Annotated in this window: 12 protein-coding genes; 7 read left to right on the forward strand and 5 right to left on the reverse strand. The window is 73.9% G+C overall.

Annotated elements, in window-relative coordinates; genetic code table 11:
• The first annotated feature begins 36 nt into the window (after positions 1-36).
• Positions 37-2,181, forward strand: a complete 2,145-nt coding sequence (locus IH44_RS0126285; RefSeq protein WP_030462204.1) for a hypothetical protein — start codon at positions 37-39, stop codon at positions 2,179-2,181.
• A gap of 207 nt (positions 2,182-2,388) precedes the next feature.
• Here the strand turns inward: IH44_RS0126285 and IH44_RS0126290 are convergent, their stop codons facing one another.
• Positions 2,389-3,285: a hypothetical protein gene (locus tag IH44_RS0126290; protein WP_232795090.1), complete on the reverse strand. Its 897-nt coding sequence runs from the start codon at positions 3,283-3,285 to the stop codon at positions 2,389-2,391.
• A 348-nt stretch (positions 3,286-3,633) separates the two neighbouring features.
• Here IH44_RS0126290 and IH44_RS0126295 point away from each other — a divergent pair, with 348 nt between their 5' ends.
• Positions 3,634-3,876, forward strand: coding sequence for a DUF397 domain-containing protein (locus tag IH44_RS0126295; RefSeq protein ID WP_030462206.1), 243 nt, complete (start codon positions 3,634-3,636; stop codon positions 3,874-3,876).
• A gap of 215 nt (positions 3,877-4,091) precedes the next feature.
• On the opposite strand, the gene IH44_RS0126300 is transcribed toward IH44_RS0126295, so the two are convergent.
• A complete protein-coding gene (locus IH44_RS0126300; RefSeq protein ID WP_051817332.1) occupies positions 4,092-4,613 on the reverse strand; it encodes an ATP-binding protein in 522 nt (173 codons plus the stop codon).
• 413 nt (positions 4,614-5,026) lie between these two features.
• On the opposite strand from IH44_RS0126300, the gene IH44_RS0126305 reads away from it, so the two are divergent.
• Entirely contained in the window at positions 5,027-5,893 is an 867-nt protein-coding gene (locus IH44_RS0126305) for a helix-turn-helix transcriptional regulator (protein ID WP_030462208.1), read from the forward strand.
• A gap of 363 nt (positions 5,894-6,256) precedes the next feature.
• Here IH44_RS0126305 and IH44_RS0126310 read toward each other — a convergent pair whose 3' ends face one another.
• Complete coding sequence (locus tag IH44_RS0126310; RefSeq protein WP_030462209.1) at positions 6,257-7,822, reverse strand: MFS transporter; 1,566 nt, start codon at positions 7,820-7,822, stop codon at positions 6,257-6,259.
• Positions 7,823-7,910: 88 nt separating this feature from the next.
• Between IH44_RS0126310 and IH44_RS0126315 the strand changes: the two genes are divergently transcribed.
• Entirely contained in the window at positions 7,911-8,333 is a 423-nt protein-coding gene (locus tag IH44_RS0126315; protein ID WP_030462210.1) for a MarR family winged helix-turn-helix transcriptional regulator, read from the forward strand.
• A 97-nt stretch (positions 8,334-8,430) separates the two neighbouring features.
• Here IH44_RS0126315 and IH44_RS0126320 read toward each other — a convergent pair whose 3' ends face one another.
• Positions 8,431-9,378 (reverse strand): M56 family metallopeptidase, encoded by a 948-nt coding sequence (locus tag IH44_RS0126320; protein WP_030462211.1) that lies wholly within the window; start codon positions 9,376-9,378, stop codon positions 8,431-8,433.
• Between the two features lie 208 nt (positions 9,379-9,586).
• The gene (locus IH44_RS0126325) at positions 9,587-10,138 is read right to left on the reverse strand and encodes a DUF5134 domain-containing protein (protein ID WP_030462212.1); all 552 of its coding nucleotides are present in this window, start codon (positions 10,136-10,138) and stop codon (positions 9,587-9,589) included.
• A 461-nt stretch (positions 10,139-10,599) separates the two neighbouring features.
• Here IH44_RS0126325 and IH44_RS0126330 point away from each other — a divergent pair, with 461 nt between their 5' ends.
• The 3 genes from IH44_RS0126330 to IH44_RS0126340 are packed head-to-tail and all read left to right on the forward strand — an operon-like array spanning position 10,600 to position 13,825.
• Positions 10,600-12,000, forward strand: coding sequence for a DUF6421 family protein (locus IH44_RS0126330; protein WP_030462213.1), 1,401 nt, complete (start codon positions 10,600-10,602; stop codon positions 11,998-12,000).
• Positions 11,997-12,746 carry an SDR family NAD(P)-dependent oxidoreductase gene (locus IH44_RS0126335; RefSeq protein WP_030462214.1) on the forward strand — a complete coding sequence of 250 codons (750 nt, stop codon included), beginning with the start codon at positions 11,997-11,999 and terminating at the stop codon, positions 12,744-12,746. The genes IH44_RS0126330 and IH44_RS0126335 overlap by 4 nt, the downstream gene beginning before the upstream one ends.
• Entirely contained in the window at positions 12,743-13,825 is a 1,083-nt protein-coding gene (locus IH44_RS0126340) for a low specificity L-threonine aldolase (RefSeq protein ID WP_030462215.1), read from the forward strand. Before IH44_RS0126335 ends, IH44_RS0126340 begins: the two co-directional genes overlap by 4 nt.
• The last annotated feature ends 220 nt before the right edge of the window (positions 13,826-14,045 follow it).

Below are 14,045 nucleotides of genomic sequence, written 5' to 3' on the forward strand. Positions count from 1 at the left end.
CGGCTCAGGGCGGCGGAACCCGGAAGGGCGGCCACGGTGGAACAGCGGCAGGACGAGGAACGGCAACCGCCGCCGGTACGGCACCGGCGCCCGCCGGTCGGGCGGCGCCGGATGCTGACCTGGCTGGCGGCCGGGACGGCGGCGGCGCTCGGCGGGGGAGTGGTCCTGCGGCAGTCGCTGGCCGGGGCCGACGAACCGGCGGGAGCCGCCGCCGCGCGGACCGGCACCGCCACCCCGGCCGGCCACCCGCACGGCACCGGCGCCCCACCACCCGCCGCCGGCAGCCCGCAGCCCTCCGCCCGGCCCCCGGTGCTGGACACCGGCGGCCGCAAGTGGTCCGACGCCAAGGGCTGGGGCGGGAAACCGCCGGGCCCCGGCAGCGCGGTGCGGATCACCGACCGGGTGGTGCTGGACGCCGACGCCGAGGTCGGCTCGCTGCTGGTGGAGCCCGGCGGCTCGCTGGTGTTCGCCGCCGACCGGACGCTGACCCTGGCCAGCGCGGGCAACGTCGAGGTCCGCGGCGTCCTGGCCCTGGCCCCCGACGCCGCGCACACCCACACCCTGCGCTTCCCGCACGTCGACGAACACCGGTTCGCGGGCGGCGGGATGACCGTCGTCGACAGCGACACCGGCCTGTGGGTCACCGGCCAGGGCTACCTGCGCCTGGACGGCGCGCCCCGCACCGCCTGGGTCCGGGCCGCCGCCGACCTGGGGCCCGGCGACACCGCGCTGAAGCTGGCCGCCGCCCCCGACGGCTGGCAGCCCGGCGACGAACTGGCCGTCACCCCGACCGCGCCGCCCGACACCGCGGACTTCTCCACCGCCTACGACCTGGTGACGGTCGCCCGGGTCGACGGCGCCACCGTCACCCTGACCGGCCCGCTGCGGCACGCCCACCCGCGGGTGGCCACCGGTGGCGGCGCGACCTTCGGCGCCGAGGTGCTCAACCTCAGCCGCAACGTCCGGATCGAGGGCACCGAGCAGGGCCGGGCCCACGTCCACCTCACCTCCAGCCGCCCGCCCGACGTCCGGCACGCCGCCCTGCGCTGGCTCGGCCCGCGCGCCGACGGCAAGGACAGCTGGGACGGCAAGCCCGTCACCGAACCCGTGCTCGGCCGGTACGGGCTGCACTTCCACATGCTGCTGGACACCTCGCGCGGCACCGTGGTCGAGGGCGTCGTGGTCCGCGACACCGGCAGCCACGCCTTCGTGCCGCACGCCAGCCACGGCATCACCTTCCGCGGCTGCATCTCCCACGACACCTGGGAGGACGCGTACTGGTGGGACGGCCCGATCGACACCCGCACCCCGCAGGGCCCCTCGAACGACATCGCCTACGACGGCTGCGTCGCCTCCCGCACCGCCTTCGAGCCCAACCCGCGCGCCTACCGGCTCACCGGCTTCAGCCTCGGCGCCGGGACGGGCTCCTCGGCCCGGGACTGCGTGGCCGTCGGCGTGCAGGGCGCCACCGGCGCGTCCGGCTACGAGTGGCCGGAGACCAGCGAGGGCGTCTGGACCTTCGAACGCTGCCTGGCGCACAACAACCTGCAGAACGGCATCTTCGTCTGGCTCAACGCCGAGCACCACCACACCGTCACCCAGTACGCGGCGTACCACAACGGCGGCTGGGGCATCGAGCACGGCGCCTACCTGAACGACTTCGACTACACCGCCTCGGTGCTGTACGGGAACGCCGCCGGCGGCATCGCCGTGCACGCGCTCGGCCGCGACAAGGGCACCGTCTTCGACGGGCTGCTGATCGACGCCGCCGGGCAGTCCGACTACGCGGTGACCACCCTCAAGCACCAACTGGCCGGCGAGGCCGTCACCCTGAGCCGCAGCCGGCTGACCGGCTACCGGAAGGCCGGGGTGGCGTTCCGGGCCACCAGCGACGGCAAGCCCGACGACATCGCGGTGCTGGACTGCGCGTTCGGCGGCCCGGCCGGCAGCGAACTGTGGCTCGACCCGGACGCGCCCGACCCGACCCGGATCCTGTTCCGCCCGGCCGGGCAGGCGCAGACCGTCGCGCTCGGCAAGGGCGGCGGCCCGGGGCTCGCCGGCACGCCGTGGAACGCCACCACCACGCCGGCCGAGGCCCCCGTCCCGCCGCGCCCGGTCGCCCTGCCCGCGCTCGCCTTCACCGACCGCGCACCCGGGACGGGACGCGTCACCACCGGCTGAGCGGCAGCCTGACGGAACCGGTCAGTGCGAGGCACGAGGAAGCGCGTCGGGGCCGGTCGGTGCGCGGCACGGGGGAAACGCATCGGGACCGGTCGGCGCGGCAGGGGGGAAGCGCGTCGGGACCGGTCGGTGCGCGGCACGGGGGAAGCGCGACGGGCGGGAGCGCGTCGATTCGCTGCTCCCGCCCGTCGCGGCTCTCGGTCGGCGTCAGCGCGCCGCGTGCGCCCCCGGGGTGCGCTGCTGCTCGATGGCGGCCTCGGCGGCCTCCAACTGCTCCTGGGTGGGCTCGGGGAGCGCGGCCAGGTAGGCGGAGGCGATCAGCTGGCCCACCGTCGGGTAGGCGCCGATCGGGGCGGCGCTCGCGCAGCCGGTCTCCTCGGCGGCGGTGGCCAGCAGCTCGGTGTCGGCCTCCGGGCCGATCACCAGCGGGGCCAGCGCCGGGCGCTCGGAGCCGGTGGCGCGCAGGTGCGCGACGGCCGCGGCCACCGAGCCGGGCACGTCCAACGCGGCCGGGACCACCGGCACGGCCAGCCGGGACGCCAGCAGGACGCCGGTGATGCCGGCCGCGGCGGCCGCCTCCTCGCCGCCGACCGTGGTCAGCACCACGCCGTCGGCGGCGGTGGCGATGGCGAACAGCCGGGCCCGGTCGGCGCGGGCCAGCCCGGCCTCGGACAGCCGCACGTGCACGGCCTCGGCCAGCAGCGGGTGCGGGCCCAGCGGGTCCAGCACCTGGGCGCCGGTCTCGGCGGCCAGCTTGTGCAGTTCGGGCAGGAAGCCGTGCGGTCCGGGCACCAGCGGGACGACCACCGGCGCGGGCAGGCCCGCCTCGGCGGCCGCCGCCAGCAGGTCGGCGACCGTCGGCGCGTCCTCACCGCCCTGGTAGGCCGCCGTCACCTCGATCCCCGCCTGCTCGGTGCGGACGATGGACAGCAGCTCCTCGACGACCGGGCGGCTCTCCGGCCCGGCGACGGCCGGGACCGCCAGCACCAGGGCGGGCGAACCGGCCATGATCTCGGGGCGCTCGGGACGGCGGTGGCGCCCCCGCGCACGGGAGCCTGGCGTACGGACGGGCAGTGGCGCGCCCGGGATGGCTGCGGTGCTCATGCGCCAGATCGTAGGACATGTCCCCTCGCGCGTTGCAGCCGGATACCGGCAGCGGGCGGGTTTCCGCCAGGAAGTGACAGTCATCACAGTGCGAATCGTGACTACCTGTGAACCGCGTGGAAGGTGGTGATGATCGACAACGCGCAGACGGATGTGTGCGGACGGTCATGGAGTGACTGGCGTTTCGCCCGGCTGTGTCCGCTTACGCACCGTCAATTGCGCGGCTGTGAAGGGTTGGTGACAGCATTGGCACGTTCTTCTGCACGGGAAATTTCCCATGCTGATGCACGTGCAGGAGGGCTATCATCACGTCAAGTGAGGCATTCGCCAGGCTCTGGGGAGAAAACAATGCGTGAGGCGTACAACGGCATGGCGGCGACGGACCTGGACGGGGTGGTCTGGCAGAAGAGCCGTCACAGCAACTCGAAGGGCAACTGCGTGGAATTCGCCGCGCTGCCGAACGGCGACGTGGCGATGCGCAACTCGCGCTTCCCGCAGGGCCCGGCACTGGTCTACACCAGGGACGAGATCACCGCGATGCTGCTCGGCGTCAAGGACGGGGAGTTCGACCACCTGGGCGGCACGCCCTGACGGCCGGTCGACTCCCGTTCACCCGGGCCGTCGTGGGGGATCCCGCGACGGCCTTCGTGGTTCCGGGCGCCGCCCGGCGCCTCTGACGTTCCGTCAGGAAAGGCCGCTCGCACCGGGCTTCGTCGGACGGTGCGCTTCAGGGGGTGCGCGGGTCGGGCGGTGCGCGGGTCGGCCGGTGTTCGGGTCGGCCGGTGTTCGGGTCGGGGGGGTGCGGGTCAGGCGGAGCGGCGGTGCCGGCCGGAGTTCGACAGCTGTTCCGGGACGGGCAGTTCGGTGTGGGCGTCGAACAGGGCCCAGACCACCTTCCCGGCGCCGGCCAGCGGGTGCCAGCCCCAGGACCGGGAGAAGGAGTCCACCAGGTGCAGCCCGCGGCCGGACTCGGCCACGAAGTCGGCCTCCCGGGCTATCGGACCGGTGCTGGAGGGGTCGCTCACCGCGCAGACCACCTGCGGCGCGCGGTGCACCAGGCTGATCCGGATCGGCAGCGTCTCCACCGTCGGCTGCGGGACGCCCTGGACCGGCACCCGGGACGGCTCGCTCTGGCCGAGCGCGTGCCGCAGGGCGTTGGTCACCAACTCCGAGGCCACCAGGGCCACGTCGTCGAAGATCTCCCCGAGCCCCCAGGCCTCCAGCGACCGCCTGGTGAACTCCCGTGCGGTGCGCACGGCTTCGAAACGGGGAGCGAGGGTGCAGCTGACCACATGAGGGTCGGTCGCCAGGACCGTACCGGTGCTCATGAAGAGCTCCTCCCATAAGGGGGCGGACACGGCGGGACCCACCGGGGTCATGCCGGTCACCTCCGACTCGCTCGGCCGCCGGACCGTCGGCCGACCGGTCCGCACACGCAAGTACCCAGCGACGCGCGGGCGTTGCCGGGAGGGTGTGCGGGTTCGCGCATGGGGTCGACGCGGGGCCCGCGGGATTGCCAGGGCGTGCAAGTGCACGTGCACCATGGTCCTCTGCGCTCACGGCAGATGCAAGAGCCGGTTCACGTGCAGTCGTGCGATTGGCATATGCATGCACCGGATGCACGTGCAAGATGGACCCGGAAGTGGCCGAAGCGACAGTCCGGTGCACCACTACCGGCACTCAGCGCGCCCAAGTGATGGCAGACTGTGCAACTGGTCCGTCCGAGTGGAGGTTTGGTCAGATGACCACAGTTCAGCCCGGCGGGGGCTCGATGGTGCGCCGCATCCTCCTCGGCTCCCAACTCCGCCGGCTCCGCGAGGGATGCGCCATCAGCCGGGAGGACGCCGGCTACGCGATCCGCGCCTCGGAGTCCAAGATCAGCCGGATGGAACTCGGCCGGGTCTCCTTCAAGGAGCGCGACGTCGCCGACCTGCTCAGCCTCTACGGCCTCGCCGCCGGCCCCGACCGGGAGGCCCTGCTGGCACTGGTCCGCGAGGCCAACAAGTCCGGCTGGTGGCACAGCTACAACGACGTGCTGCCCAACTGGTTCCAGACCTACATCGGCCTGGAGGAGGCCGCCGCCCTCATCCGCACCTACGAGGTGCAGTTCATCCCCGGCCTGCTCCAGTGCGAGGACTACGCCCGGGCGATCTTCGCGCAGAACCGCCCCACCCTCGACGACGCCGAGATCGGCCGCCGGGTCACCCTGCGGGCCCGCCGGCAGAAACTGCTCACCGACGGCCGCGGCCCCAAGCTCTGGGCCGTCATCGACGAGGCCGCGCTGCGCCGCCCGGTCGGCGGCCCCGAGGTGATGCGGGCCCAACTGGAGCACCTGGTGGAACTGGCCCAACTCCCCAGCGTGGTCGTCCAGGTGATGCCGTTCCGGTTCGGCGCGCACGCCGGTGAGAGCGGCGCCTTCTCGGTGCTGCGCTTCCCCGAGCAGGACCTGCCCGACGTGGTCTACCTGGAGCAGCTCACCAGCGCCCTCTACCTGGACAAGCGCGACGACGTCGACGAGTACCTCCAGGTGATGGAGCGGCTGTGCGTGGACAGCCTCACCCCGCAGCAGACCCTCGACCTGCTGCACTCGATCCTCAAGAGCCAGTAGCGGAACCACCCGCCCCCCGCGGCTTCTCCGCCGGAGCGCGGGTGGTGCGGAGGAGCGCCGGTGGTGCGCCGAGGGCGCCGGTGGCGCGTGGGCGGCGCGGGGTACGGATCAACCTCCTTGTGCTGTGTGGCGGTTCGGTCTCGGTGCGGCTGCACTGATTGACCGTGGCCCGCCCAACTGCGATGGTGACTGCTCCGCAGTCCGCCCGGTGGCGGACCGCGCGTACCGGCTCCACCAAGACGGGGGTTTGGTGGAGCCGGCCCGAAGGACGGCCGGACCGCCCGGGGCTGCCGGACCGCCCGGGGCTGCCGGAGCGCCCGGGGCGGCGGGAGGCCGACGGCCCGGGCCCGGGCTCCGCTCCGCTCAGCGTTCCGACACCAGCACCCCCTGCTCCTGCTCCTGCTCTGTCGACGCCCCCGCCGAGGCCTCTGCCGACGCCTCCGCCGGGTAGACGTGGTCGGCGACCGGGGCCGGGGCCTGGCCGCGTCGGCGGCCGGAGCGGATCGCGCCCGTCAGCGCGATCAGCAGGCCGAGCGCGGTGGTGCCCGTCACCAGCAGCAACGCGGGCCGGTAGCCGGACAGTTGGGCGTGCGCGTCGGTGCCGCCGGCGCTGCCCGCGGTGAGCACCGCCGTGGTGACGGCCAGCACGATCGCACCGCCGACCTGGAGCGCGGTGTTCACCAGGCCCGAGGCCAGGCCCTGCTCGTCGTCCGCGACCCCCGCGGTGGCCGCCACGTTGATCGAGGGGAAGGCCAGCGCGAAGCCCGCGCCGATCAGCAGCATGCTCGGCAGCACCAGGCCGAGGAAGCCGCTGTGCTCGTCCAGCCGGAGGAACAGCGCGTACCCGAGGGTCATCGAGGCCACGCCGACCGGCAGCACCCGGGCCGGGCCGTACCTGTCCAGCAGGCGGCCGACGGCGCCCGCCGAGAACGCCACCACCGCGCCGCCGGGCAGCAGCCCCAGCGCCGTCTCCAGCGCCGACCAGCCCAGCAGCCGCTGCAGGTACAGCGTGGCCACGAACTGGAAGCCCGCGTAACTGCCCATCAGCGTCAGCGCGGTGAGGTTCGCCCGGCGGACGCCGGCGTCCCGGAAGATGCCGAGCCGGACCAGCGGGTGGGCGGTGCGGGACTCGATGGTCAGGAAGGCCGCGGCCAGCGCCGCCACCAGCAGCAGCGACCCGAGGGTGCGGGCGGAGAGCCAGCCCGCGCCCTGGGCCTCCGTCACCGTGAACACCAGCAGCAGTACCGCCGCGGTGCCGGTGACCGCGCCGGCCAGGTCGTACCCGCCGGAGGAGCGCTGCCCGTCGTGCCGCCGGGGCAGCAGCCTGACGCCGGCGACCAGGGCGATCAGGGCGACCGGGACGGGCATCAGGAACGTCAGCCGCCAGCCCGCCGACGTCAGCAGGCCGCTGATCACCAGGCCGAGCGAGAAGCCGGCGGCCGAGCAGGTGGTGTAGATGGAGAGCGCGCGGTTGCGCGCCGGGCCCTCCGGGAACGTGGTCGTGATGATGGACAGGCCGGCCGGGGCGGTGAACGCGGCGCTGACGCCCTTCAGGAAGCGGGCGCCGATCAGCAGCGGCCCGCTGTCCACCAGCCCGCCGAGCAGCGAGGCGCCGGCGAAGACGGCCAGCGCGACCAGGAACACCCGGCGGCGGCCGAGCAGGTCGGCCGCGCGGCCGCCGAGCAGCAGCAGCCCGCCGTAGCCGAGGACGTAGCCGCTCACCACCCACTGCAGGGCGGAGTCGGACAGGTGCAGGTCGGCGCCGATGGAGGGCAGGGCGACGCCGACCATCGAGACGTCGAGCGCGTCGAGGAACATCGCGGCGCACAGCACCACCAGGGCGCCCCAGAGTCGGGGGCTCCAGCGGGTGTGCTCGGTCGCGGACGGATGGTCGGCCGCAGGCGTGTGGGTCACCGTCGTGTCGGTCATGGCACAGCACGCTACATGCATGTGCATGGGATGCAAACACATTTAATGTGGACGCAACAGATGTGCGTGCATGTGCTAACCTGGCGGCGTGACCGACTTCGACCCAGACCACGACCCGTCCGCGGAGACGGCGCTCGGCGAGCAGTGGCGCGCCCTGCTGGCCCGCCACGCGGCCACCGCCTGCGCCATCGACCGCGAGCTGGGCGAGGCGTACGGGCTCGGCGTCAGCGAGTTCGAACTGCTGGAGCGGCTGCGGGAGTTCGAGCGGGAGGAGCCCGGCCGCGGCGAGCGCGCGCAGGCCCTGGCCGGCACCGTGCACCTCAGCCAGAGCGCGTTCTCCCGGCTGGTCGCCCGGATGGAGAAGGCCGGCCTGGTCCGGCGCACGCACTGCGTCGACGACCGGCGCGGCATCTACATCGCGCTCACCGACGAGGGCCGCGAGCGCTACCTCAAGGCCCGCCCCGTGCACCGCCGGATCCTCGCCGAGACGCTCGGCCCCGACGAGGACTGAACCGGCCGGAGCCCGGCGGCTGACGGCCCGTCAAGGGGCGTGCGGCCGCCGGTTCCGAACCCGGCCGTCGGAGACCGGGGCCGGCGGGGGAGCGCCGTCAGAGCAGCGCCGACAGCCCCGGGGCCACCGCCAGCACCGCCGCGCCCAGCGGGGCGGCCAGCGCCGCCAGCGTCCAGCCCAGCCGGGCCGGCACCGGCAGCCGGGGCTCGCCCAGCAGCAGCCGGTCCACCCGGGCGGGGGACTGCGCCAGCTGGGCCGGCGGGCAGGAGGCGAACACCTCGCTGTTCAGCTCGGCCAGCGCCAGAGCCGTGGTCACCCGCCCGTGCCGCCGGGCCGCCCGGTCGTCCGCCGCCAGCTCCACCAGCACCGCCACCTGGTCCCGGAACGCGGAGAACACCTCCACCCCCGGGAACCCGGTCGCCAACGCCTGCGCGCACTGCCCCAACCAGTGGTGCCGGGCCCGGACGTGACCGCGCTCGTGGCTCAGCACCGCCGCCAGCTCCCGGTCCGACAGCTGCTGCAGCGCCCCCGTGGTCACCACCAGCCGGGCCCGCGGCCCGGGCAGCGACCAGGCCTGCGGCCGGACGTTCTCCAGCACCACCAGCGGCTCGCGCACCCGGCGCCGACGCGGCAGCAGCGAACTCGGCAACTCCGGCGCACGACGCACCAGTTGGGCGTGCCGGTGACCGCGCTCCGCGCGCGCCGAACGCACCTCCCGGGCCAGCGACACCGCCGTCCACACCCCGCCCGCCGCCAGCACCGCCGCCGACAGCCGGCCCCAGCCCTCCAGGCCCACCAGCTCGTACGCGTCCTCCACCCCGGCCGGGGCGCCCGAGAACACCACGTCCCGCCAGGCGGGCAGGGCGGCCGCGCTCGCCAGCAGCAGGCTCAGCACGCAGCACAGCAGCACCGCGACCACCAGCATCTGCCACACCAACAGGGCCAGCACCGGTTCGCGCTCCGGCCAGCGGGCCCGGGCCAGGCGGCTCGGCGCCACGGTGGCGAGCAGCAGTCCGAGCAGCAGCAGGCTCAGCAGTGCCGTCATGGCAGAGGTCTCCCCGAGGGAGGGGTTCGAGGCGCGGCGATGCGCTTCCCCCCAACCTATGCCGCCACACGCCCGCGCGGAACGGCCGGGTCGGTCCAGTGACCAAGGCCACGCCCGGCCGCTGCCGCCGGACCGCCCGACGCCCCGTCAGTCGCCCCGTCAGCCGCACCTCCGCCCGGCGGTCGAACGCCCGTGCCGCGCCGGGGGCTCACATCGACAGCAGCATGGCGAACATCCCGATCCCCATCGCCGCCCGGCAGGCCCGCGGCAGCGGCGCCGCCGCCACCGGACCGCCCGCCGCCAGCACCCGGCTGCCCTCCCACAGCGCGTACGCCCCGAAGTACACCAGCAGCACCCCCGTCAGCAGCGGCAGCCCGCCCGGCTGCCCGTGGTGCCCGGCGTGCCCGCCCGCCGACCCGCCGCCGGCCATCGCCAGCGCCATGTACGCCATCGCCAGCGCCCCGATCCCGTGGTGCAGCCGGTGCACCCGCCGCCCCGCGCCGCGCCCGGCCAGCGCGCCGACCAGCAGCACCGCCGCCAGCAGCGCGTACGGCCAGCCCCAGAACACCCCCGGCAGCAGCGCCATCCCGGCCATGCCCAGGCCCATCGCGGCCTCCAGCACGTCCGACTCCCGGCGCGCCCGGTGGTGGCCGCCGCAGGCCGGTTCGGTGCTCCAGCGGCGCACCCGCCACCCGCAGTAGCCGCCGCTGCCCGCGGCCAGCGCCGCCAGCAGCCAGCTCACCAGCGCCGGACCGTGCATCGCGTCCCCCTCCGTGCCGGATGTCGCCGTGACCTCGTGACCCTGCGGCCCCGCGGCCTCGTGACCCCGCGGCCTCCGCGGAGGGCGCCGCCGGTCGCCGCGGGTGGCCGCGGGAGGCCGAGGTCCGGGCCCCCTCCACGATCACCGACCCCGCCCGGGCGCAGCAGGGCGCGAACGGGGGCGCACCGAGGCGTGACCGGTCCTGCGCGCACGGTGGGCGCCCCGGTGGCGACCCGGTGGGGGCCGGGGCATGGTCGGGGCAGGTCGGGCGCCCCCGGGCCGGGCGGGCCGGAGCCGTCCGTTCCGGTCCGTGCCCGCTCCCCTCCTACTCCACCGCGGAGAGATCGGCGGGCACCGGTACTACGAACTGGAGCGTCTACCGTCAAACCGGCCTTGAGCCGGAGAACCTTTCGCATTTAACGTGGTCCTGTCGTAATAACTCCTGTCGAAGTGAGCCTGTGATGCAGAATCTTTCGCCGACGCTCGCGCTCGCGGGCGACGCCCACGCCACCGACCCGGTCGCGCACCCGGCCTGGACCCGCCTGAAGGAGGCCGTCGAGGCCCTCCGGCCGCTGCAGTCCAAGGACGGTTCGATCGACCTCGCCGCCGTCCCGCGCTCCACGGTCGACCCGCTGGTCGAGACCGTGCAGGCCGCCGTCGCCGAGCTCGCCCCGCTCTTCCCGCACGACGCCGCCTACCTGGCCGCCGTCCGGGCCGACCTCGCCAAGTGGGCCGACACCGGCTACCGCGAGCCCGACTTCCTCGACTCGCTGCTGGCCTTCCGCCCGAACGAGCAGCGCGTCGACGGCACCGGCCACCTGGTCGTCTTCCCGATGTACACCCAGAACGGCAACCCCGACCGCAACCTGGAGGCCGTCCTGCTGAAGGTCGTCTGGCCCGACTGGATCGCCGAACTCGAGCGCACCCGCTTCGACAACCCCGGCTACCTCGGCATCGCCTTCGAGGACTTCACCGCCGGTTACGACACCAACTCCGCCGTGCTCTTCCCCGAGACCGTGGCCGTCCGCGAAGCGCCGGAACGTTTCACCTGGGGCGGCATCTTCTGCGACCGCGAAGCCGCCCGCTTCCGCGCCGTCAGCACCAGCGCCGTCCGCCAACTCGACCTCGACATCCCCGCCGACGCCGCCGGGCTGCTCCAGGACCAGGACCGCACCCAGCAGACCTTCGTCCTGTGGGACCTGGTCCACGACCGCACCCACAGCCACGGCGACCTGCCCTTCGACCCCTTCATGATCAAGCAGCGCAGCCCGTTCTGGATGTACGGCCTCGAAGAGCTCCGCTGCGACCTCAACACCTTCAAGGAGTCGGTCAAGCTCGAGGCCGAGGGCCACCCCCAGGGCCGCGACGTCCAGTACGCGATCCTCTTCGACCGCCTGTTCCGCTTCCCGGTCAGCGGCGACCGGGTCCGCAACTACGACGGCATGGGCGGCCAGCTGCTCTTCGCCTACCTGCACAAGCACGACGCCCTGCGCTGGCGCGACAACCGCCTCACCATCGACTGGGACCGCGTCGCCGACGTCACCAACCAGCTCTGCGCCGAGATCGAGACGCTCTACCGCGACGGCATCGACCGCCCCAAGACCGCCCACTGGATCGCCGCCTACCAGCTGGTCTCCCGCTACCTCACCCCGCACCCCGCCTCCACCTGGGCCAAGGGCCCCGAGGCGCTTCCGCTCGACCTCGCCGACGACAAGGCCCTGCGCAAGGCCCTGTGCGACGCCGTCCACCCCGACGAGTTCCCGCTCAGCATGTTCTACGAGGCCCTGTCCAAGAAACTCCGCCGCGTCATCGCCGACACCAAGGGCATCACCGGCACCAGCACCCAGGAGATCGCCGCATGAGCACCCGTCCCCTCGCCGACCGGGTGGTCGCCGTCGCCGGAGCCAGCGGCCCCGCCGGCCAGGCCACCCTGCGCCGCCTCGCCGCCGACGGCGCCACCGTGATCGGCGCCGACATCGACCAGCGCCGACTGGACGCGGCCCTCGCCGCCGTCCGCACCGCCGTCCCCGGCGCGAAGGTCCACGGCCAGGTCATCGACCTGCTCGACCCGCAGGAGGTCCACGACTGGGCCGACCACCTGGAGGCCGAGCACGGCCACGTCGACGGCCTGCTCCACCTGGTCGGCGGCTGGCGCGGCAGCAAGAGCTTCTTCGAGAGCCGGATCGACGACTGGGACTTCCTGCACGACACCGTCGTCCGCACCCTCCAGCACACCTCGCTGGCCTTCCAACCCGCGCTGCTCCGCAGCCCCGCCGGCCGCTACGCCATGGTCTCCGCCGCCGCCGCGCACAAGCCCACCGCGGGCGGCGCCGCCTACGCCGCCGCCAAGGCCGCCACCGAGGCCTGGACGCTGGCGATGGCCGACTCCTTCCGCAAGGAGACCACCGCCCCCGACGGCGAACCCACCGCGGCGGCCGTCATCCTGGTGATCAAAGCCCTGGTCAGCCCCGAGATGCGGGCCGAGAAGCCGGACGCCAAGTTCGCCGGCTTCACCGACACCGCCGACCTGGCCACCACCCTGGCGTCCCTCTGGGACCGCCCCGCAGCAGAACTGAACGGACAGCACCTGTGGCTGACAGCCCGATGACCCCCGTTTTCGGCCCGACCGACGCGGTACGGCACCACGACCCCGCCGTCCGCGGCTTCGCCAGCGACAACTACGCCGGCGTCCACCCCGAGGTGCTCGCCGCGATCGCCCTCGCCAACGACGGCCACCAGGTCGCCTACGGCGAGGACGCCTACACCGAACACCTCCAGACCGTCTTCCGCCGCCACTTCGGCGACCGCGCCGAGGCGTACCCCGTCTTCAACGGCACCGGCGCCAACGTCGTCGCCCTCCAGGCCCTGCTCCCGCGCTGGGGCGCGGTCGTCGCCGCGGAGAGCGCGCACATCAACATCGACGAGTGCGGCGCCCCCGAGAAGATCGCCGGGATCAAGCTCCACCTCGTCCCCACCCCCGACGGCAAGCTCACCCCCGACCTGATCGACCAGCAGGCCTGGGGCTGGGGCGACGAGCACCGCGCCCAGCCGCTCGCCGTCTCGATCACCCAGTCCACCGAACTCGGCACCCTCTACACCGCCGACGAGATCCGGGCGATCTGCGAACACGCCCACGAACGCGGCATGCTCGTCCACCTGGACGGCTCCCGGCTCGCCAACGCCGCTGCCTCCCTCGACGCCCCGTTCCGCGACTTCACCACCGACGCCGGCGTCGACGTCCTCTCCTTCGGCGGCACCAAGAACGGCCTGCTGCTCGGCGAGGTCGTGGTCGTCCTCAACCCGGACAAGGTCCGCAACCTCAAGTACCTGCGCAAGATGTCGATGCAGCTCGCCTCGAAGATGCGCTTCGTCTCGGTCCAGTTCGAGGCCCTCCTCACCGGAGACCTCTGGCTCCGCAACGCCGGCCACGCCAACGCGATGGCCCGCCGCCTCGAAGCCGCCGTCCGCGACATCCCCGGCATCACCGTGGTCCGCCCCGTCCAGGCCAACGCCGTCTTCGCCCTCCTCCCGCGCGAGGTCAGCGAACGCCTCCAGAAGCGCTACCGCTTCTACTTCTGGGACGAGCACACCGGTGAAGTCCGCTGGATGACCGCCTTCGACACCACCGAACAGGACATCGACGCCTTCGCCGCGGCGATCGCGGAGGAGATGGCCCGCGAGGACTGACCCCCTCCAGGGGGCGCGACGGCTGGTCCGATGGTCTGACGGTCAGATGGCCTGACGTACCGACGGTCGGTTCGGGAGAAGCCTCCCGGGCCGGCCGTCTTGCTGTTGTTTGCACCTGGGCCGGATCGGGCGTAGTGTTCACTGGTCGCTCGGCAGGGAGCACCGGACACGCATCTGTGTGGACGGTCCCGGGGCGGCCAATCCCTTGAGAAACCAGGTC

Origin of the sequence: Kitasatospora sp. NRRL B-11411 (assembly GCF_000721345.1) — a bacterium.
Lineage (GTDB): Bacteria > Actinomycetota > Actinomycetes > Streptomycetales > Streptomycetaceae > Kitasatospora > Kitasatospora cineracea.